Source organism: Bacillus sp. CH30_1T (genome assembly GCF_008364765.1).
In the GTDB taxonomy this organism is placed as follows: Bacteria; Bacillota; Bacilli; order Bacillales; family Bacillaceae_B; genus Rossellomorea.
The window spans coordinates 181,355-201,155 of record NZ_VTUY01000008.1 but is presented as its reverse complement, the minus strand read 5'-3'; the positions used below and the strand labels follow the sequence as shown (position 1 = coordinate 201,155).

The following is a 19,801-nucleotide window of genomic DNA, read 5'->3' as shown; positions in this document are numbered from 1 at the left end:
TTCATCATGCATCCCAATTACATTCCTATTAAATCCACCTTGAAACCCTTTACATTTTTCTGCCATTGTTTAAAATAAATAAACGCTTATCTTAAATCTAAAGCTATAGAGCGACCTGCTACACGTCCTGTAAAAAGACATCCGCCAACAAATGTACCTTCAAGCGCTCGATATCCATGTATACCGCCTCCGCCAAAACCAGAGGCTTCTCCAGCTGAATAAAGACCAGGAACCACTTCCCCTGCCGAATTAAGCACTCGTCCAGACATATCGGTTTGCAATCCGCCCAAGGTTTTCCGGCTGACAATATTTAGTCGAACCGCAATAAGTGGGCCATTTTGGGGATCAAGCATTTTATGAGGAGGGGTAACTCTGATTAATTTATCGCCAATGTAGTTACGTGCTCCGCGGATCGCAGTTATTTGAAGGTCCTTCGTGAATTTATTATTTATTTCACGATCCCGTGCTTGTATTAGACGTTCTATATCTGCCAGGTTCAATAAGTTTTCACCTGTCAATTTGTTCATACCCGCTACAAGATCAGGCAAATTATCCGCAATGATAAAGTCTTCCCCTTTGTCCATAAATGCCCGTACAGGACTCGGGGCCCCTGGTAATGCTCTACCCAAAACTTTCCGAATGCTTTTACCCGTTAGATCAGGATTTTGTTCCGATCCAGACAATGCGAATTCTTTTTCAATGATTTTTTGAGTTAAGATAAACCAAGAATAATCGTATCCTGACTTTTGGATTGCCTCTAATGTACCTAATGTGTCAAACCCTGGGAAATTAGGGATAGGTAACCGCTTCCCTTTTGCATCCAGCCAAATTGATGAAGGTCCTGGCAATATCCTAATCCCATGATTTCCCCATACAGGGTTCCAATTTTTTATTCCTTCGGTGTAGTGCCACATCCGATCCCGATTCACAATTCGCCCCCCTGCTTCTTCAGTAATGGCGAGCATCCGTCCATCCACATGTGCGGGTACGCCTGAAATCATTCGTTTCGGAGGCTGCCCAAGCCTGCTAGGCCAATTTCTGCGGATCATATCATGGTTTGCCCCTATACCACCGCTGGATACCAGTACAGCTTGCCCCCGAAATTCGAAGTCTCCTATCACTTCTCTATTGCTATCTTCCCCACGTAGAGCAGAACTTGGCGCAAGAACAGAGCCTCTTACACCAACAATTGCACCATTACTATTGATAAGATTGTCTACACGATGACGGGGACGGTATTCGACCAATCCATTTCTTATGTGCTCCCGGACTCTCCGATCGAATGGAGCGACAATGCCGGGACCTGTCCCCCAAACAATATGGAATCGAGGAACGGAGTTGCCATGTCCTTCAGCCAGATACCCGCCTCTTTCTGCCCATCCTACTACAGGAAAAAAGCGAACCCCCAAGTTGTATAACCACTCTCGTTTCTCACCAGCAGCAAAGTCTACATATGCCTCCGCCCATTTTTGCCCCCAATAATCTTCATCTTCGTCCCTGTCAAAACCAGCTGCTCCCAGCCAATCTTGCCAAGCCAATTCTTTAGAGTCTTTAATTCCCATTCTACGCTGCTCTGGCGAATCAACTAAAAACAATCCACCAAAAGACCACCATGCTTGTCCTCCCAATGAGGTTTCAGGTTCTTGATCTAATAGCAATACCTTTTTACCAGCATCTGCAATTTCAGCTGTTGCTACTAGACCAGCAAGCCCCGCCCCAACTACGATCACATCATAATCCATAATACGTCCCCCACTCTGTCCTTTCGTTATCTAAATAGTATTTATTTTCAAATTATAATTATGGTATAATTTATAGAAGTTTAGTGTTATTTATTGATTTGCAAAAAAAATGTATTCGTATTCATTTTCCTGATGTCGGGTTGATGAAAAACATTATTAAATCTATTAAAGAAGTCGACCTATATCGGACGACAAAATCTATTTCAACGTTGAGAGGTCAATAATATGAATATTTCTTCCAAATTTGTTGATATTGAATACATCAGTAATCTGATATTCCAGGTTTCCAGCATGTGTGTATTTTACTTAGACACAAACGGAGATGTCGTGCATAAATTTACATCAGGCTATGTTACTAATCCTTTTTATTCTTCTCGAAAGGAACAATTAAGTGAGCTATATCAAAAGGATGACCCTCATGATTTTCCAATTTTCAGATCATCTAACTATCAGGAAAATTTTATTTCTATTTGTGTTAAAGAAGAAGATAACCCTCAGGGAACAATTATCATTGGGCCATCTATTTACTCAGAACTATCGGAGGAAAGAATCGATGGGGTTATGAACGATTTTGATTTGTTCAGAAATAAGAAAGAGGAGATCACTCACTATTACCAATCATTACCAATCATTAATAAAGAAAAGTTAATGAATATTGGTATACTGATTTACTATACACTCTATAATAAGAAATTAGACATTAATCATATACGTAAAAAAAACAGCCAGTTAGAAAATACTTCTACCCAAGTTAAGAATATCGATTTAATTATTTCAAAGCGACTCCAAAATATCACATCTCGTCAGGATCCTAAAATGGTTAATAAGTTACTTCAAAATGTAAAAGAAGGCCGCAAAGAGGAAGTAATCAAGTATTTGGAGTCACTCCCCCCAGAAAAGTTTGGCGTTTTATCAAAAACCAGTCATATAAGAAGCCAAAAAAATTTATTAATTGCTGGTATTACCCTTGCTACCAGAGCTGCTGTTGAAGGAGGCCTTCATCCAGAAGTTGCTTATACCCTAAGTGATTTATACATTCAAAAACTTGAAACTTTGAATAACATAAAAGCAATTGAACGATTAAGAGACGAGGCTTTTTGTTCTTTTGTAGAACGGGTGTACAAAGTCAAGGATCAAAAATACTCAAAGTCTATCACGTTCTGTCAACACTATATTTTTAATCATCTTTACGAAAAAATTACTCTATCGCTACTCTCTAACCTTGTAGATATGAACCCAAGTTATTTGTCTGTATTATTTAAAAAAGAAGTTGGCATCTCTTTAAGTGAATATATCCAACAGGCAAAAATTGAAGAGGCAAGGAATTTATTAACTTTAACGAACTATTCCTTGTCTGATATCTGTTCATTGCTACATTTTAATGACCAAAGTTATTTCACCAAGATTTTTAAAAAGTTTACAGGAGTTACTCCAAAACACTTTCGAAATAAGCACACTGTTTCGTAGTACGTTTAGCAATTAGTTCGCTAGACCCTACAAGTGAGTAAAAGATTTATTCAATAGCAATGTAGTGTTTTCTTTTAGAAGGTTCATATTAAACCTATTAATTTAACCCCAAGTGATTTTTGCGTTTTATAAGACTCACAAAAAATGAAAAAATATTCATTCTTTCTTCCATAAACATGCCTTTTATCTTAATCAGCCTTAATCCATTAAATGGCCTGATTGTTGAACACAAGTTAATCACTACTACTATTCAACAAAACTGCCACGTTTGTTGAAGAATTAACTTTGAAAACCCTCGTAAAAATCCGAGGGTTCCCTAAATTTTATTGTAAACTTCAGCATACACTACCTTTAATTGGTCACGTAACACCTTGTTTTCATGTTCTAATCTCTTAACTTTTCTTTTAAGAGATTCTATAACAGCGTCCTTATTATTATCATTCATTTCGTGCTTAGCATTTTTCTTAGAAGGACTTTGAATTTGTTGAGACCAAAGTGTTTCAATTCTTTCCCGAAGTAATACATTGTTGTATAAAGTAGCTTTTGCTACTCCTGCCTCACTGGCAACACTATTGAAATTAATAGTTTTATTGGCTCTCACGAGCCTTTTTATAGCTTTCATCTACTGGTTTTCTTAGGCTGCATATAAGTAAGTATTTAAATGTAGTACATATTTTAGTATCAGCCTCATTTACTGCATTAGCATAATGATTTGTGTTTAAAATAAACGACAGAGATAATATCAGGATAAATTGGATTTTATCATAAGCTTCAGCTCGCTTTGGTTTTCCACATACTAAAGTGAGTTGTTCCGTTATTCTCCCTCTATAAAGAAAGAGATAACTCTTCCCTCTATAAAGAAAGAGATAACTCTTGTTTTCTCACTTATTCTCAATATTTCTATGAGATTTATATAGCTAAGACATTTGAAGTATGGAAAAGTGTTGAAAGTGAGGGTAATTCTGGGCATGAAGAGAAAAAGGAAGTTAACCTACCCAGCCACTTCAATCCCAAAAGTGGTTAACTAGTAAAAGTATGGTCGCACTGGTGGATCTCCACATTTCTCATGGAGGTCAACCCTCCCAATTCTCACAGAGTCTATGCTCTAAAATTCCTTCGTCCAACCTTTCCATGAGGTGGATGTCAGTCATGCTGCCCTACAGGGTCTATGCCCGTACGTTAATGGTTTTACTGACTAATCCGTGCTTCAAATCTATGGTATTAACCTCTAAGAAACCGTTAAATAACGCCAGTGATCCTTAAACTGCGGCCCGTAATTGAGCCATATGGGGAATGTCTTTCAACATTCTTTCTTCACTAAACTCACATTGCTTTGTGCCAATCGCAAATAAGATACGTATAAGCTTGTTACAGATGGCAATCATGGACTGCATCTTCTTCAATGGGTTACTCTGTCGAGTAGTATAATACTGATGTAAAGCTTTAAAGGCGGCATTCTTGGCGACCAACGGCATAGCTACTCGAAAGAGGAGAGCCCTGAGTGCCTTCATTCCTCGTTTCGTAATTTTCGTTAGTCCCTTATGCTTTCCGGAGGTGTTCTCCTTCAGGCTAAGTCCAGCCAATTTGATGATCTGGCGGGGATGGGAGTAGTTTCTTATGTCTCCTACTTCCGCAAAGAACCCTGCCACTGTATCCTTGCCAATTCCCGTGATCGCTAACATCTGTTGAACACCAGGGATCTGATCAAGAAGATCCTCTATATCAGAATCTAATTCTTCGAACCTTTCGACTACCAACTCATACTTTTCTAGTAAAGTGCGAAGCTCTAATTTAGCCATCTTTGAACCTTCACGAATGCCAATTGAATCTTTGGCAGCCCGTTTCAACTCATGAATTTTACGGAGTCCTACTGCACGTTTTACTACCTTTCTGAGGTGAGTCAGGATGTCTTGATCCGATATATATTCCAGTTCTTGTGGTAATACATTCAGCTTTAAAAGTTGTAGTGCTGCTTTCCCTTCCCAATCCTTAAAGACGGTTAGAAATTCAGGGAAATAGCGATCTAGCCAGTTGTGAATCTGCCCTTGAAGCATCTGTAGATCAACAGACAAAAGGTCGCGTATTTTTCTGGCCACCCGAAGTTCTGCATAAACTCCTTGCGGAATTTGTGGTTCAGCGTATCTTCCGTCTTTGACCAACTGGGCGATCACTTTGGCATCCTTCACATCGTTTTTGGTTGATGAGTTGTCATCCAACTCCTTGGACTTCTTGACATGCATTGGGTTCACCACGACAAACTTAATTTCTTTTTCCTTTAAGAAATGAGCGAGATTAAGCCAGTAGTGACCTGTCGGTTCCATTCCGATAATTACCTTGTCCATCTCATTTTGCTTCATCAGCTGGTTAATCCAGCTTAGAAACAGATCGAAATGAGCATGTGTATTTCCAAAGTGACAAGGAGCACCAAACTCCAAGCCTCTGAAGTCTTGAGCACGCGCGACATGCTTGAATTTCGCAATGTCTACTCTTATAATGAGTGTTTGAGAAGTAATATGAGCAATCTTTTCATTTTGGTTATAATTCATGTTGATAGCCTCCTGGTAGATATGATTTTGTCCTTTTTGCTGGCCAGCTCAGGACACTCATATCATACCAAGAGGTTATTTTTTTGTTCAAACCCCATTTTTCTTCATAACAGGAATGCTGCCCTTTACTTGAACAAATGGCGGCTGCTTGTTCAGCAAACGCCCCCGTTCGTATTATTAGGTTAACCAGAATGTTAGATTTTTCTGGTTGACCATTTTTTATATGGTCTTATTATAACAGTAGCCAGGGTAGAACGTCCGCCCCCGTGGGACTTAGATCCCGTCAGTTAAACCGTTCACCCCCTACTGGTAGAAACATGTTTGAGGCTGGTTGGGACAAAGATCTCGTATAACAAGCGAAGCTATGATACTACTAAGAGGATTAGGGGTTACTGGCAAGTTGAATATAAGGAGGAGATTGAGAATGAATCCAGTCGTTGGTCTGGANTTCGTATTATTAGGTTAACCAGAATGTTAGATTTTTCTGGTTGACCATTTTTTATATGGTCTTATTATAACAGTAGCCAGGGTAGAACGTCCGCCCCCGTGGGACTTAGATCCCGTCAGTTAAACCGTTCACCCCCTACTGGTAGAAACATGTTTGAGGCTGGTTGGGACAAAGATCTCGTATAACAAGCGAAGCTATGATACTACTAAGAGGATTAGGGGTTACTGGCAAGTTGAATATAAGGAGGAGATTGAGAATGAATCCAGTCGTTGGTCTGGATGTTTCGAAAGGAGAAAGTGAGGTTCAGGCCTTTTTAGATAAAGGAAAACCTTACGGTAAAAGTTTTAGCATCAAGCATGATCTTGATGGGCTAGGCTCATTACTTGGGTTTTTGGAAAGCGTAAAAGATAAAACCGGCATTCAACCTTCGGTTGTACTMGAAGCAACTGGCCACTACCACGCACCTGTGKTTCAGTTTCTGGAGCAGCATAACTATTTATTAATCATCGTAAACCCGTTGATCTCTCATCGAGCTAAAAGYTCTAGTTTACGGAAAGTTAAAACAGATGCCATCGATGCTTATCGTCTCTGTGAGCTTTACTACAAAGAGGATCTAGAACCCTATGAAAAACGCGGCATTCAGCTCTTGAACCTGCGTAACCTCACAAGACAGCATGAAAATATTACTGGGATATACGTTCAAACCAAGCTTCAATTCCAAGCAGTGTTGGATCAAATCTTCCCTGAGTATAGAGGTGTGTTTGGAGATTTATATTCCGTTGTGTCCTTGCTTCTTTTGAAGGAATTTCCCGCATCAGAAGATATTCTGGCTGTGAGTGAAGATGTGTTGGCCGATAAAATCAAGGARTTCTGTARGAGTCGCTCTAAGAGGTGGGCAGAAGAAAAAGCTCGGGATCTTAAGCAAGCTGCAGCACGGAATCCATTTAAAAAGACGCTTTATCAGAGTCATTTACTGAGTCTTAGTATGTATATTGATATGCTTCTTCAATACAAAGAGCATCTATCCAGAATGGAGTCAGAGATAGACACTCTCGCAAAAGAAGTTGAAGAATATAAGATTATCCAATCTATCCCTGGTATCGGAGAAAAGATCGCCGCCACGATCATTTCTGAAATAGGAGAAATAGACCGGTTTAATCACCCGAAAAAGCTTGTAGCATTCGCTGGGGTTGATCCAGAAGTGTTTGAATCAGGTAAATTTAAGGCTACTCTTGTTCGAATTACAAAACGTGGTTCAAGCAGATTAAGGCACGCCTTATATATGGCTGTTCGCTCTGGTATTCGTGACTGTCGCAAACAAAAAACAACAGATGAGATCATCCCTAGAAACAAGAGATTAAGAGCGTTTTACGATAAGAAGCGTGAGGAAGGCAAACTTTATAAAGTCGCCGTCATTGCTTGCGTAAATAAGCTCTTACATTGGATCTATGCCATATTAAAAAACAGAACCACTTTCCAAGATATAGCCTAATTAAGATTTCCAGCTAAATAAGACAAAACCTTCCAAACATATGTCAGTGGAAGGTTATTTGGCATGCGTGTTTTCAGTATAACATGAGTTATTTTAAGTTTTTATTGAAAAATGTTGACAAACTATTAGCTGGTTTAACTTAACATTAGGATGGAAATGAATCATTAACTTTTAGCTATATGAACGATTTCCTTAATTACAGAATCAACTTCCTTATTATCTCTTATCACAAATAAATAATCTGCTTCCCCTTCTTCTGGGCCCACAACATCCTTATTCATAGAACCACCCTGTTGACTAACAAGCACTTCCTCAAAGTTAGAATAAGTCCCCCTTAGTATATTGGTACTTCGTTGACTTTTAGTTACTCTTTCATGAAGAACTTCATCAGAAATATCAAAATGAACCAAGATACTTACAAACGCATCCTTACCATATATTTCTTCCAACAAATACTTTCTCCCTTTTCTAGTACGATTAGCACTACTCGCAATAATATGAAAGTCTGTTTGTTCTTTAGCATAATCAACAATTACCTTTGATATAGAATGCTTTAGAATGTTAGGTCCTTGTTTTGGTAATAGATTCTTATAATATGTATTTAAAAATTCAGCATTATTATCTTGGTCCATTATAAATGAATTGTTTAACTCACTTTCTAAAGCTTTTGCGAATGTAGTTTTTCCACTATGGGTTTTACCTACTGTAATAATAACTAACCTTTTCATAATTCCTCCTATTTTCATAACTATTGAGATTTTAAAATTAAATTACTTTGAGTTGAATTCATCCTTAATTTGACGAACCAAATTATATAAGTTTCGAATCTTCCATTAATGCTGCCCGTTAGCCGAAGGTGCTAACGCTTTCTAACCTAATTGTAGGGAGGCGGCAGCTTATTCAGCAAACGCCATCGTTAGTTGAATAAGGATATTACCAAGATCACCTATGATCAACCTTAAGCTCTCCCATTTAACTGTCTTAAATTTTTTAGGAATGTCTTGTACAAACGACTCCTCAATGTGAAAAGATAGAAAATGGAACAGAAACTATTCATCTCGTTTCGTTTTAATTCTATCAATGAGTAGTTGTGTTAAAACAATAGATATAAGAATAGGAGAAGAAGTAATTACAATCCTCAGGGTTTCATTTAGAGAAGGATTAAAATACGATAATATTCCTTCTATGATTATTGCAGATACTGCATAAATTGATAATCCTAATAGTAGCTTTTTACCTATACTCATACTGCCTCCTTATTGATAACACCAATTAAAGAATTAAAGGACATTAAGCTTATTCCACTATCCTGCCCTTTTGTGGAGTAAGCATTTAAACTTCAGCAGAAAATACTTAAAGTAGTTGAGGTTAAACTCAAAGTCCCCTTACTAGAATAATCTCAGCTAATCCCCTATACTCAATAACCATTGTCGTAGTCTAGTTTTGGGATAATATACATTGCCATTTAACTTAAGATGGGGGACATCTGGATGTTCTTGAAGTAACACTCTTGCATCTTCTTTCGATATACCAATAAAATGGTGTACATCACTCTCTTTGATAAGTTCGTGTTCATCATCCTCATCCAACTTTTCTATAAGACTTTTTCCATTTGGGTTATTAAAATTCTTTAATCCTTCAGCTATAAAGAACGCTGCACCGACCATTCCAATTGCTAACCACATTAAATCCATTATATAAACCTCCTAATAATAAACCCTTGCCTACATTGTTACGATAATGACCTATTTAAAGTTTCATACTCCAATAACCTGCAGTTGCCCCTATTGAAGAACGAAATTTATTTAAAAGTACATTTTTCTTTTATTTTCAGAAAATCCTCTTCAATAATCTCACTTTTTTCAGAAACTAGAACAGATTGAAAAGAATTGAAAAGCTCTTGAATTTCTCTCTGTTTATTTATGATTTCAATACTTCTATTATATGCATCTTGATCTTTATAAAAAGTAATCTCTAACCATTTTGTGTCACTTTCTTTGCTCTTTAGATAAAGTGTATGAAAATCTAAATACTTCGCATAAATTTCTCCAGCCTTTTCTTGAATGCTTAAATACTCTTCTTCTTTTTCTTTTTGAATGTGGTACTGATATACTTTTACAAACATCCTCATCCCCTCCATTTTTCAATAAATAGGCATCAAATTAAAGTTCTTGATATAAACCAATCTTGTTCCCGTAAAGATCTTCAAAAGAGCACCATGCAGCTGGTACGCCTTCTCTTGTATTAATTTCTTCAATTTTTAAATTCAGTACTTCCATAAGTCGTTCTCTTTCGGCTTTTATATCTTCTACTCCTAGTCTCAAAGGACCATTCCCTATTGTCGGTTGCCCCTTAGCGACCTGAAACCAAGTATTAGGAATGATTTCCCATTCTGCAAAGTCTTCGTGAGCTACGAAATCAGGCTTCCTATTGAAAAGCTTCTTATACCATTTCATACCTACTTCAAAGTCAGATATTCTTACTTGAAATGTTACACCAGTATTCTTTTTCATTAAAATAACCTCCTGTAAATGTTCCGATCGATTATGGAAACTCAAGATTTATTGACACTATTACCTTCTATTTTCTTCCTATAAATACCTTCCATTACTCAAGTAAATGGCCCTTTAACAGCATAACAACCTGCAAACCGGGGAGGGTTCTTATTCTACTTTTTGGCTTTCAGGGGGAATTGTAGAAAGGAAAAGGTAGAGACGGAGCCGTCCCCTCTCTACACACTCTACAAATGAAAAAATGAAAAAAGCGGTTGCTATATAGCCAACCGCTTGAATTAATAACACTCTGTACCTTGAACATGGATTAAAACATTTCATCATAATTATTTCTTCGGATATCCTACATTTACATCCTTCTTCACAATACATACCCCATTGAAATAATTTTTTTACCAGGCTATGATGTTCAAATCCCCTTCAAAGCATCCTTATACCTCTGATAATAAGCCTCCACATTATTGAGCAACAACAATTCCGTATACAAATACACCTTCATATTAAAATCATTAAAATCAATCGTAGTCAGCTCTTGTATTTTTTTGATCCGATAATTCAACGTGTTCGGATGGATAAACAGTTCATTGGCGGTCTGTTTACCCTTCCCATCATTCGCCAGGTACACCTCAAGTGTCTTAAGAAGGTCTGTCTGTTTCTTCACATCATTCTTAATCAACAATAACAGATCATCACTGTAATAATCCTTTGAAGTGTTTTTCTCATAGAGAGTTGGCAAGTACCGATAAATGCCCAATTGAGCAAATTCCCGCGGCATCGATTCCGGACGCGGACTGATGAAGTTAGCCGTTTCAATGACTTCTGACGCTTCCAAGAAGCTCTTTCTCATTTGATATAACGTGGTGTATTCCTTCCCGATCCCGATCAGGAAGTGGTAGAATTCTTCCTCGCCTGTTTGCTCTTTTACTTTTTCAACAAGGTCTCTTGCTAATTCCAGGGAAGAAGACGGTGTCTCTGCTTTGCCGTAGAGAACGAGGATCACTTGGTATTCCGTTCTTAACGAATAAATGTTTGTTTGGAAACTGGATTCCTGGACCAGTTTCTCAAGTTGGTCGAGCATTGACTTATATTGCGGCGATGTGATGGAATATACCGCTACTGTGAACCGTTCCGGAAGTGTCAGCTTGACAAGGGATGCATCATGGCGGAGTTGGCTTTCACTTCCATACTCGTGCTGGAGGAGGTGCCATAATACTTCTTCTTTTCTATCCTTTTTAATATTGACCTTTGCGTACATATCATTGATCAGGTTTCCTAGGTGAGGCGAGATTTCTTCAAGGAAAGCAAGCTCTTCATTTTCGAGAAGACGGCTGGATTCCTGAACCCAAATATATCCCATCGTGTTTCCCAGGTACTTTGCGGCAATGACGACACGTTGGTGGAACCCTAACTCTTCCATCGCTTGCACCCGGATCGGATCAGAATGTTTTTCGAGTTGGTGTACGATCCCTTCCTTTTTCAGTCGATCGATGATGAAGACCGGACATTTTTTCGTGAGGATCGTCTTTTGCTGTGTTTGATCGAATTTATTAGAAGAGGAACTGTATGAAATCAGTTCAAAATTTTTGTTTTCGATGATCACGGGATTGCCTAATTTTGAACTGATCAATTCCGTTGCTTTATGAATATCTTCTGTTTGGAGGATTACATCAATTGCTTCCATAGGAATCTTACCTTTCCACGAGGATTTATGATTCCTATTATAGCGTTAAATCCCCCAATAAAAAATGAAAAGCTCCCCCATGTTGGGAGAGCTTGTCGTGTTTGATTTATTCCTCATCCATAAACGGATAGGTAATGTCTGTTGTTGGCGCGAAGTTTTCTTTGATGATACGAGGACTGGTCCAACGAATCATGTTGAAAATAGAGCCTGCTTTATCGTTTGTACCAGAACCGCGGGAACCGCCGAATGGTTGTTGGTTGATCACCGCACCGGTTGGTTTATCGTTGATATAGAAGTTTCCAGCTGCACCGGAAAGACGTCGTTCCAAGTGCATGATCGCTTCACGATCCTGTGCAAAGATTGCACCCGTTAATGCATACATGGAAGCTGTATCCACTGAAGTCAGAGTTTCTTCTAATTGTTCATTTTCATATACGTAAATCGTTAATACCGGTCCGAAGATTTCTTCGGTCATCGTTTTGAAGTTTGGATTCGTTGTTACGATGACAGTCGGTTGAACGAAGTATCCAACAGAATCATCATACGTACCACCGGCAATGATTTCAGCTTCTTCAGAATCAGCCGCATAGTCGATGTAGCTTGTGATGGAATCAAAGGCAGCTTTATCAATGACCGCACCCATGAAGTTTCTAAAGTCTCTTACATCCCCTACCTTAAGCTTAGAAGTTTCTTCCACTACACCATTTTTCACTTCTTCCCACATGCTTGCAGGGATGTAGGCACGGGAAGCTGCTGAACATTTTTGACCTTGGTATTCGAATGCACCACGAACAAGTGCAGCGACTACTTTGTCTGCTTGAGCCGTTTCGTGTGCAAAGACAAAGTCTTTACCACCTGTTTCCCCAACTAAACGAGGATACGATTGATAGTTTGTGATGTTTTCCCCTACTGTTTTCCAAATCGTCTGGAACACGCTTGTTGATCCAGTGAAGTGGAATCCGGACATGCGTGGGTCTGTTAATACGACTTCTGACACTTGTGAACCACGTGAAGGAACAAAGTTGATAACGCCCTTAGGCAGTCCAGCTTCTTCCAGAATACGCATAAAGTAGTAGTTTGATAGTATAGCCGTTGTGGCCGGTTTCCAAACAACTACGTTCCCCATGATCGCAGGAGCTGATGGCAGGTTACCACCGATCGCTGTGAAGTTAAATGGAGAGATCGCTAGTACGAAACCATCTAATGCACGGTATTCTAAACGATTCCAAATATTTTTCATGCTGTCCGGCTGCATTTGATAAATTTGATTTGCATAATCCACGCCAAAGCGTAAGAAATCAGCTAATTCTTGTGCAGCATCGATTTCCGTTTGATACGCTGTTTTGGATTGACCTAACATCGTAGCCGCATTGATGACGTCACGGTATGGACCAGAAATTAAGTCAGCCGCTTTCAAGAAAATGGATGCTCTGTGTTGCCATGGCATATTGGACCATGATTCTTTCGCAGCCATTGCCGCTTCTACTGCATCGCGCAGCTCTTTTTCACCTGCTTGTGAGAAGTTAGCCAACACATGTTTGTGATCATGAGGCATAACCACTTGCTTCACTGTATCTGTCTTGATTTTTTCGCCATTGATGATGACCGGGATTTCAACCTCGATACCAGATTGGCGTTTTAATTCAGCTTTTAACGTTTCTCTTTCTTTCGTACCTGGGGCATAAGTATTGCCGGGCTCATTTGTAGGTGTTGGGATGTTGTAAATTCCGTTACTCATTCTCTTCACATTCCTTTCTGATTACATTCTGTCTGGATGTTACTTGCTGAAGATTCCTTTTAATGCAAATGCGATGTTTGCCGGCCTTTCCGCCAGACGTCGCATGAAATACCCGAACCAGTCCTCGCCATATGGCAGGTAAATGCGGACGGTGTATCCTTTTTCTAACAATTCGGATTGCAGTTGGTTCCGCATTCCGTAAAGCATTTGAAACTCGAAGCGGTCATTCGGGATATTGTGTTCTTTCACTAATCCGATGGTGTAATCGATGATCGCTTCGTCATGGCTTGCGATCGCTGTATAATGGCCGTTCAAGAGCTGCTTCTTGATGAGATGCTTCAGATTCTCATCCACCTTTTTCTTCTCCTGGAACGCCACTTTACCCGATTCATTATATGCACCCTTCACAAGCCTCAAATAAGGGGAATACTGATTGAGATCATCCACATCCTTCTCTGAAACATAGAGATAGGATTGAATCACCGTCCCCACATTGTCGTACTTTTGACGGAGCTTCTTGTAAACGTCAAGGATGGCATGGCACCTCGAGGAATCCTCCATATCGAGAGTGACCGTGATTCCGCTTTCTTTTGCCTTCGCCAGAATCAACTCCATGTTCTCCGTGACAAGATCTTGACTGATATCCAATCCCAGGGAAGTCAGTTTGACAGAGATTTCAGTCTCCAGCCCATGATAGGCAATGGCACTGATACTCTGGATACATCCTTGGACATTCTCCCGCACCACCTCTGTGGAATCGACGAACTCACCAAGATGATCGACCGTAACCTGGAATCCCTCCTCGTTCAATTGAGTAATCAATGGAATCGCTTGTACAAAGGTCTCTCCACCCACAAGCTTGTTAGCCCCAAATCTTGACCCCCACCGTTTGGCCATCTTATCCAATGCCTTATTGTGAGAAAGAAACAAGAAAAAACGCTTACTGATTGCTTCCATGATTACAACACCTCCTTATACTTCTTATAGTGACTGTTACCTCAAGCCCGAGGTGATTAAACGAAGAAATGTAAATCTTAAGTAAATTATAGCGAGAATACTGGCTGGGAAACAACGTGCTCGAGCCACAAACATTTGCGGGTTGATTTATGGTGGATACACAAAAGAGGGGTGTTAGTGTGGTTGTGGATGGTTATGTGCCATATCCAGGATTTACATGCCGTTCTACAAAATTCGACAATGAGGATGACAGAGTGGGGACAGTTCCGTCTCTACCATTCCCCAAAAAGTAGAGTAGGAACCGTCCCCCCTTAGCACTATTCTTATATCATTTTTTCCGACAATAAATCCTTAACCGACTCCAATACATAATCCGGCGTCCAAACCGTCCCCCTTAAATCCTCCTCCGTTGTAATCCCGCTCAGCACAAGCGCCGTTCTCATCCCAGCTTCAATCCCCATCCGGATATCCGTTTCCAGGCGATCACCGATCATGACGCATTCTTCCGGCTCCAGTTGTAATATCTTCAGTGCTGCTTTAATGGTCAGGATAGATGGTTTTCCAACCTGCACATCAATCTTTCTTCCGACAACCCCTTCCACCGACCCAATCATCCCCGCACAGTCGGGCACATCGCCAACCTCTACTGGACAGGTTCTGTCTGGATTGGTCGCAATCATCTTCGCACCGAGCTTGATCGACTGGTAGGCAAAATTCAAATGGTCGTAATGAAAATCCCGGTCCCATGACAGGACGACGATATCAACCTCAGCAGGTGTCATTCCTTCCCGGAATCCTGCATGTGCCAACTCATCCTTGATGGGCTGTTCACCAATCACATACAACGTCGCATGGGGATGATGGTCCCGTAAATAGTCAATCAGTGTAACCGTCGGATTTAAAATGTTCTCAAGGTTAGCCTGTATATTGAATCCAAGCAACTTTTCCACATAGCGCTGACGTGATTCAATGGTCTTATTGGTCAGAAACAGCACCTTTTTCCCTTCAGCGAGAAGTGAGTTGATTGTAGAGTCTGCTCCCTCAATCAGTTGCTTACCGAGATACACGGTCCCGTCCAAGTCAAAAATATACCCCTTTAGATTCTTCATCTGTACCCCCTCCATCCAATTAGAAAAGCGTAAGCGCTTGTTCAGCCCCGCAACGTCTCGAGGGGCTAGGCGCTGAAGCTGGCCAATTCCCAAATTCAAGTTAATCTCTCTTATTACAATAAAAAATTCCTTGAGCATGACGATTTCTCCAATTGAACAATTGGATTTTCGTCATACCCAAGGAATCTCCTCATCTTTATCCTTGTACCTCTTCATTTACATGTGTTGTGTCATCAAATCTTCGCCGATGATGAGCTTTGAAGTCCTGAGCTTCTCCACCTCTTCTTCATACGGTTCTTTGTCAGATAAGTGAACGAGAACGATTTTCCCGATTCTTTCTACATCATACTTCTCTACAACTTCAACGAGACTGCTGTGGTTGCCTACCACTTTACGGGCGGAAGTCGCTTCATGGATTAACATATCTATATGATCATACTCACCAATCCGTGCGTTGATTTCCGAATCGCTGGAATATACGAGCACCCGTCCGGCACATCGTACTTCCAACCCGACAGTAGGAACAGAATGAAGTGCCTTAAAGCAGGAAAAGCTCATTCCACCGCCAGAAAGAAGTTCACTTACTCGATCACCATCAAATGTCTCAATCTTAACTGAAAAGGTAATCGGCCACTGATCTGCTTCCATCGTCGAGAGCCACCCCTGAAGCTTTTTCTCATTTCGATAATCGCATAGAATCCTTAACGGCTTTTTCCTGTCTTCCAGCCACATCCCCCACAGCAAGGATGGCAACCCATAAATATGGTCAATATGAAAATGGGTGAACACCACTGCATCGAGCTCCCCTAAATTTACCTGAAATTGCTTCAGCTTCCTGCAAGGATTGCCGCTGACATCGACCAGCACATGATAATCATCATTCGAGAAACAGATTGATGTATTGTCCCGTTCGGAACCAGGATACGCGCTCCCCGTTCCTAAGAAATGAATGTCCATCTCATCACCACCTATTTAATTCCTGAGTGCATAAAGCTTGATACGAATTGTTTTTGAAAAAGGAAGAACGCAAGTACTAAAGGCATGATGACCATTACCGTACCAGCAGCGACCATTCCCCACTGTGCCCCGGTTTCATATGATTGTGCAAAGAGGGCCAATCCGACGGTCAAAGGGCGGGACTCGACGGAATCCGTGATGATCAAAGGCCACATGAAGTTGCTCCAATGGTGGCTGACCGATACCAAGGCAAATGCGATGTAGGTTGGTTTCGCCGATGGAATGTAAACATGCCACAGGGTTTGATACCATTTACATCCGTCCATTTTTGAAGCCTCATCAAGATCGTACGGGACCTGCTTGAACGTCTGGCGCATCAGGAATACCCCGAATGCAGAAGCCCAATACGGCATCATGACGGCAAGCTTTGTATTGACGAGCCCGAGCTGGCTGATCACCTGGTAGTTCGGGAACAGCAGAATTTCAGGCTGGATCATCAGCTGCAGAAGAAACAGGATGAACAGTACATTTTTCCCTTTGAAATTCACCCGTGCAAACGCATAGGCCGCCAGCGTAACGGTGACTAACTGAACAATCAATACCCCAGAAACGATGACGAACGTATTAAAGTAATACTGCAAAAATGGTGCAGTCTTCCACGCATTGACATAGTTTTCAACCGTTGGATTCGAGACCCAGAACGGAAAGCCTCCATTGATCACTTGATTCCCGGGAGAGAAAGAGGTGATGAAGACCCAAAGGAGGGGGATGAATGAAATAATTCCTAAAACAATAATGATTCCATAGTTCAATTTTTTCATTAGATCTTCCCCTCCTTAATAATGGATTTTCCGATCAAGGTACAAATAATTGAATGCTGTGATACCCAGCATGATGACGATCAAAATCACGGTCAGCACCGCGGCTTTGCCAAGATCCCAGTTCGTGAATGCTGCCTCATAGATATGGTAGAGTAATAGATTGCTGGCATTATCCGGTCCACCTTTAGTCATTATGTAGAGGTGGTCGACGTTTTTGAATGAATTCGTAATCGCCACGATCATGACGAACAGCGTTGTCGGCATCAGCAGTGGGAATGTGATATGACGGAACATCTGGAACGGTTTCGCCCCTTCCATCTCAGCCGCTTCATACACGTCCCTCGGTAGATTCTGCAAACCTGCCAAATAAAAAATCATGAAGAAACCGGCATCTTTCCATATGATCATGACAATCATCGCGATCATGACGGTATTCGGGTCCCCCAGCCAGTTCGTGTCATCCCGGCCGAACATATGCAGAAAGTTATCGAGCAATCCATACTGCGGTGTGTAGATGAAAAGCCAAATATTTGCTACTGCAATCAACGGAACGATGGTCGGATAGAAAAATGACGTACGAAGCAAAGAGCTTCCAGCCATTTTCTTATTCAACCATATGGCAAGATACATCGCCAGGAACAAACTTGTCGGCACAGTTCCGATCATGAAGATGATGTTATTCAGGATGACCTTCCGGAATATCTCATCCTCTAAAACTCCTTTATATTGTTCAATTCCCGAAAATTGCAACCTGGTCATCGGGCCACTGTAGAAGCTTAACTGGATCGATTTGAGTGTCGGGTAAAACGTAAACAAACTCAAAAATATGAAAGAAGGAAACAGCAGCCCGTAGGCAAACAGATTATTTCTCGTCCCGGAACTGAGTTTTCTTTGTTTCGTTGTCATTGATCGGCCCCACCTTTCTTGTGAAGTAGGAGCTCAAGTCAGCACAATCCTCACTTGAGCTTCACTCACTTCATTATTCTGCTTCAATCTTATTCCTGGAAAGGCTCCAACACTTTTTCTGCTTTCTCTTGTGCGTTTTCCAATCCTTCATCAACCGGGCTTTGCCCTGTTAAGATGGATTGAATATGATCATTGAAGATTTTCTGCACCTCACCATTTTGATAGGTTGCAAGTTCACTTTCTGCGTACTCGAGCTGCTCGCGGGCAACCAGTGCAGGAGGGAACTCCTCTACATAACTCTTCAACAAGTCCGTCTCATAAGCAGATTCGCTAGTGGCTACATATCCTGTATCGATTGACCACTGGGCAACACGCTCAGGTTCTGTAAGAAACTTCATAAACTTAATGGCCGCTTCCTTATTCGCTTTTGGAAGATCTTTGAACAAGTAAATGTTTCCTCCTCCAGTAGGGGAACCATAATCATTGTTGGCCGGCAGGAAGGACACACCGAAATCAAAGTCCGCATTGTTCTTCACATTGGTCAGGTTACCTGTCGTATGATACATCATCGCCGTTTTTCCACTCAGGAAATCAGAAGGAACCGTCGCCCATTCAATGACACCCTCCGGCATGATTTTATGTTCTTTCCCAAGGGATAACCAGAATTCCATTGCTTCTTTTGAGTATGGGGCATTGAAATGTACTTCCTTTCCATCTTCAGACATGATATTGTCTCCAGTCTGAAGCGCTAAAGCCTGGAACATCCAGTACTGGTAGCCAGTACTCGGAATTTCAAGTCCCCACTGGTCCTTTCCTCCATTTTTCGTCAGCTTCTTCCCGTATTCCACCAGCTGATCCCAGTTTTCAGGTGGGGCTTCCGGATCCAGTCCTGCTTCTTTGAACGCGTCCTTATTGTAGTAAAGGACGATCGTGCTCCGCTGGAATGGCAAACTGTACACCTTATCGCCGATGGATGAGTTCGCCATGAATCCATCATAGAAATCATCCAAATACTCTTGATCAAACATCGGTGTCAATTCCTCAATCAGGTCATTCTCAAGCAATGTAAATAGGTCGATGGAGAATAAGACAGCAAGCTCAGGTGAATTCCCAGCTTGTGCAGATGCCATGACCTGCGTCATCGTTTCAGCATAACTGCCCCCGTATTTCGCATTCACTTTGATGTCAGGATTCTCTTCTTCGAAATCCGCCACAAACCCGTCAACGATCTTCGCTACATCCCCTCCAACCGCTACCGGGAACCAGAAATCGATTTCAGTCGTTTCATCTCCCCCGGTTTCACTGCTGCTGCATCCGGCAAGAACGACCATCAACACTAAAACGAATGATAAAACCTTGACTTTCATGCCAATTCCTCCCCTTTTTTTCATAAAAAAACCCATGAACAATAAACTGCATCACAA

General features: G+C 40.9%; 17 protein-coding genes and 1 pseudogene. 3 read left to right on the top strand and 15 right to left on the bottom strand.

Annotated features, from left to right (window positions below; translation table 11 throughout):
* Positions 1–86: 86 nt before the first annotated feature.
* Positions 87–1,742 (bottom strand): FAD-binding dehydrogenase, encoded by a 1,656-nt coding sequence (locus tag F0342_RS17710; protein WP_149157171.1) that lies wholly within the window; start codon positions 1,740–1,742, stop codon positions 87–89.
* 225 nt (positions 1,743–1,967) lie between these two features.
* Here F0342_RS17710 and F0342_RS17705 point away from each other — a divergent pair, with 225 nt between their 5' ends.
* Positions 1,968–3,209 carry a helix-turn-helix domain-containing protein gene (locus tag F0342_RS17705; protein ID WP_149157170.1) on the top strand — a complete coding sequence of 414 codons (1,242 nt, stop codon included), beginning with the start codon at positions 1,968–1,970 and terminating at the stop codon, positions 3,207–3,209.
* A gap of 316 nt (positions 3,210–3,525) precedes the next feature.
* Here F0342_RS17705 and F0342_RS17700 read toward each other — a convergent pair.
* Positions 3,526–3,828: pseudogene (locus F0342_RS17700) on the bottom strand (DUF6262 family protein); the annotation flags it as partial.
* A gap of 640 nt (positions 3,829–4,468) precedes the next feature.
* On the bottom strand, positions 4,469–5,755 hold the full coding sequence (locus F0342_RS17695; protein WP_149157169.1) for an IS110 family RNA-guided transposase: 1,287 nt from the start codon (positions 5,753–5,755) through the stop codon (positions 4,469–4,471).
* Between the two features lie 704 nt (positions 5,756–6,459).
* Between F0342_RS17695 and F0342_RS17690 the strand changes: the two genes are divergently transcribed.
* Positions 6,460–7,695, top strand: a complete 1,236-nt coding sequence (locus tag F0342_RS17690) for an IS110 family RNA-guided transposase (protein ID WP_149157168.1) — start codon at positions 6,460–6,462, stop codon at positions 7,693–7,695.
* Between the two features lie 164 nt (positions 7,696–7,859).
* On the opposite strand, the gene F0342_RS17685 is transcribed toward F0342_RS17690, so the two are convergent.
* Positions 7,860–8,423, bottom strand: a complete 564-nt coding sequence (locus F0342_RS17685; RefSeq protein WP_149157167.1) for an ATP-binding protein — start codon at positions 8,421–8,423, stop codon at positions 7,860–7,862.
* Between the two features lie 352 nt (positions 8,424–8,775).
* Between F0342_RS17685 and F0342_RS25505 the strand changes: the two genes are divergently transcribed.
* Positions 8,776–8,904 (top strand): hypothetical protein, encoded by a 129-nt coding sequence (locus F0342_RS25505; RefSeq protein WP_262481789.1) that lies wholly within the window; start codon positions 8,776–8,778, stop codon positions 8,902–8,904.
* Between the two features lie 194 nt (positions 8,905–9,098).
* On the opposite strand, the gene F0342_RS17680 is transcribed toward F0342_RS25505, so the two are convergent.
* From F0342_RS17680 to F0342_RS17630, 11 genes are all read right to left on the bottom strand, one after another.
* Positions 9,099–9,389 carry a DNA-binding protein gene (locus F0342_RS17680; protein WP_149157166.1) on the bottom strand — a complete coding sequence of 97 codons (291 nt, stop codon included), beginning with the start codon at positions 9,387–9,389 and terminating at the stop codon, positions 9,099–9,101.
* Positions 9,390–9,496: 107 nt separating this feature from the next.
* A complete protein-coding gene (locus F0342_RS17675) occupies positions 9,497–9,820 on the bottom strand; it encodes a hypothetical protein (RefSeq protein ID WP_149157165.1) in 324 nt (107 codons plus the stop codon).
* Positions 9,821–9,857: 37 nt separating this feature from the next.
* On the bottom strand, positions 9,858–10,208 hold the full coding sequence (locus F0342_RS17670; RefSeq protein ID WP_149157164.1) for a VOC family protein: 351 nt from the start codon (positions 10,206–10,208) through the stop codon (positions 9,858–9,860).
* A 409-nt stretch (positions 10,209–10,617) separates the two neighbouring features.
* The gene (locus F0342_RS17665) at positions 10,618–11,889 is read right to left on the bottom strand and encodes a PucR family transcriptional regulator (protein ID WP_149157163.1); all 1,272 of its coding nucleotides are present in this window, start codon (positions 11,887–11,889) and stop codon (positions 10,618–10,620) included.
* A 106-nt stretch (positions 11,890–11,995) separates the two neighbouring features.
* Positions 11,996–13,627 carry an L-glutamate gamma-semialdehyde dehydrogenase gene (pruA, locus tag F0342_RS17660; protein ID WP_149157162.1) on the bottom strand — a complete coding sequence of 544 codons (1,632 nt, stop codon included), beginning with the start codon at positions 13,625–13,627 and terminating at the stop codon, positions 11,996–11,998.
* Positions 13,628–13,666: 39 nt separating this feature from the next.
* Positions 13,667–14,584 carry a proline dehydrogenase family protein gene (locus tag F0342_RS17655; protein WP_149157161.1) on the bottom strand — a complete coding sequence of 306 codons (918 nt, stop codon included), beginning with the start codon at positions 14,582–14,584 and terminating at the stop codon, positions 13,667–13,669.
* Between the two features lie 323 nt (positions 14,585–14,907).
* Positions 14,908–15,693: an HAD-IIA family hydrolase gene (locus F0342_RS17650; RefSeq protein ID WP_149157160.1), complete on the bottom strand. Its 786-nt coding sequence runs from the start codon at positions 15,691–15,693 to the stop codon at positions 14,908–14,910.
* Between the two features lie 216 nt (positions 15,694–15,909).
* Positions 15,910–16,650: an MBL fold metallo-hydrolase gene (locus F0342_RS17645; RefSeq protein WP_149157159.1), complete on the bottom strand. Its 741-nt coding sequence runs from the start codon at positions 16,648–16,650 to the stop codon at positions 15,910–15,912.
* 11 nt (positions 16,651–16,661) lie between these two features.
* Complete coding sequence (locus F0342_RS17640) at positions 16,662–17,471, bottom strand: carbohydrate ABC transporter permease (RefSeq protein WP_149157158.1); 810 nt, start codon at positions 17,469–17,471, stop codon at positions 16,662–16,664.
* Between the two features lie 15 nt (positions 17,472–17,486).
* The gene (locus F0342_RS17635) at positions 17,487–18,377 is read right to left on the bottom strand and encodes a carbohydrate ABC transporter permease (RefSeq protein WP_149157157.1); all 891 of its coding nucleotides are present in this window, start codon (positions 18,375–18,377) and stop codon (positions 17,487–17,489) included.
* Positions 18,378–18,466: 89 nt separating this feature from the next.
* Complete coding sequence (locus tag F0342_RS17630) at positions 18,467–19,744, bottom strand: ABC transporter substrate-binding protein (protein ID WP_188048590.1); 1,278 nt, start codon at positions 19,742–19,744, stop codon at positions 18,467–18,469.
* Between the last annotated feature and the right edge of the window lie 57 nt (positions 19,745–19,801).

Excerpts from the sequence above, each read along its gene's own strand:
- F0342_RS17710 (WP_149157171.1), bottom strand. The coding sequence starts at position 1,742 with ATGGATTATGATGTGATCGTAGTTGGGGCGGGGCTTGCTGGTCTAGTA.
- F0342_RS17685 (WP_149157167.1), bottom strand. The coding sequence starts at position 8,423 with ATGAAAAGGTTAGTTATTATTACAGTAGGTAAAACCCATAGTGGAAAA.
- F0342_RS17675 (WP_149157165.1), bottom strand. The coding sequence starts at position 9,820 with ATGTTTGTAAAAGTATATCAGTACCACATTCAAAAAGAAAAAGAAGAA.
- F0342_RS17705 (WP_149157170.1), top strand. The coding sequence starts at position 1,968 with ATGAATATTTCTTCCAAATTTGTTGATATTGAATACATCAGTAATCTG.
- pruA (WP_149157162.1), bottom strand. The coding sequence starts at position 13,627 with ATGAGTAACGGAATTTACAACATCCCAACACCTACAAATGAGCCCGGC.
- F0342_RS17695 (WP_149157169.1), bottom strand. The coding sequence starts at position 5,755 with ATGAATTATAACCAAAATGAAAAGATTGCTCATATTACTTCTCAAACA.
- F0342_RS17640 (WP_149157158.1), bottom strand. The coding sequence starts at position 17,471 with ATGAAAAAATTGAACTATGGAATCATTATTGTTTTAGGAATTATTTCA.
- F0342_RS17635 (WP_149157157.1), bottom strand. The coding sequence starts at position 18,377 with ATGACAACGAAACAAAGAAAACTCAGTTCCGGGACGAGAAATAATCTG.
- F0342_RS17665 (WP_149157163.1), bottom strand. The coding sequence starts at position 11,889 with ATGGAAGCAATTGATGTAATCCTCCAAACAGAAGATATTCATAAAGCA.
- F0342_RS17670 (WP_149157164.1), bottom strand. The coding sequence starts at position 10,208 with ATGAAAAAGAATACTGGTGTAACATTTCAAGTAAGAATATCTGACTTT.
- F0342_RS17650 (WP_149157160.1), bottom strand. The coding sequence starts at position 15,693 with ATGAAGAATCTAAAGGGGTATATTTTTGACTTGGACGGGACCGTGTAT.
- F0342_RS17655 (WP_149157161.1), bottom strand. The coding sequence starts at position 14,584 with ATGGAAGCAATCAGTAAGCGTTTTTTCTTGTTTCTTTCTCACAATAAG.
- F0342_RS17645 (WP_149157159.1), bottom strand. The coding sequence starts at position 16,650 with ATGGACATTCATTTCTTAGGAACGGGGAGCGCGTATCCTGGTTCCGAA.
- F0342_RS25505 (WP_262481789.1), top strand. The coding sequence starts at position 8,776 with ATGAGTAGTTGTGTTAAAACAATAGATATAAGAATAGGAGAAGAAGTA.
- F0342_RS17680 (WP_149157166.1), bottom strand. The coding sequence starts at position 9,389 with ATGGATTTAATGTGGTTAGCAATTGGAATGGTCGGTGCAGCGTTCTTT.
- F0342_RS17630 (WP_188048590.1), bottom strand. The coding sequence starts at position 19,744 with ATGAAAGTCAAGGTTTTATCATTCGTTTTAGTGTTGATGGTCGTTCTT.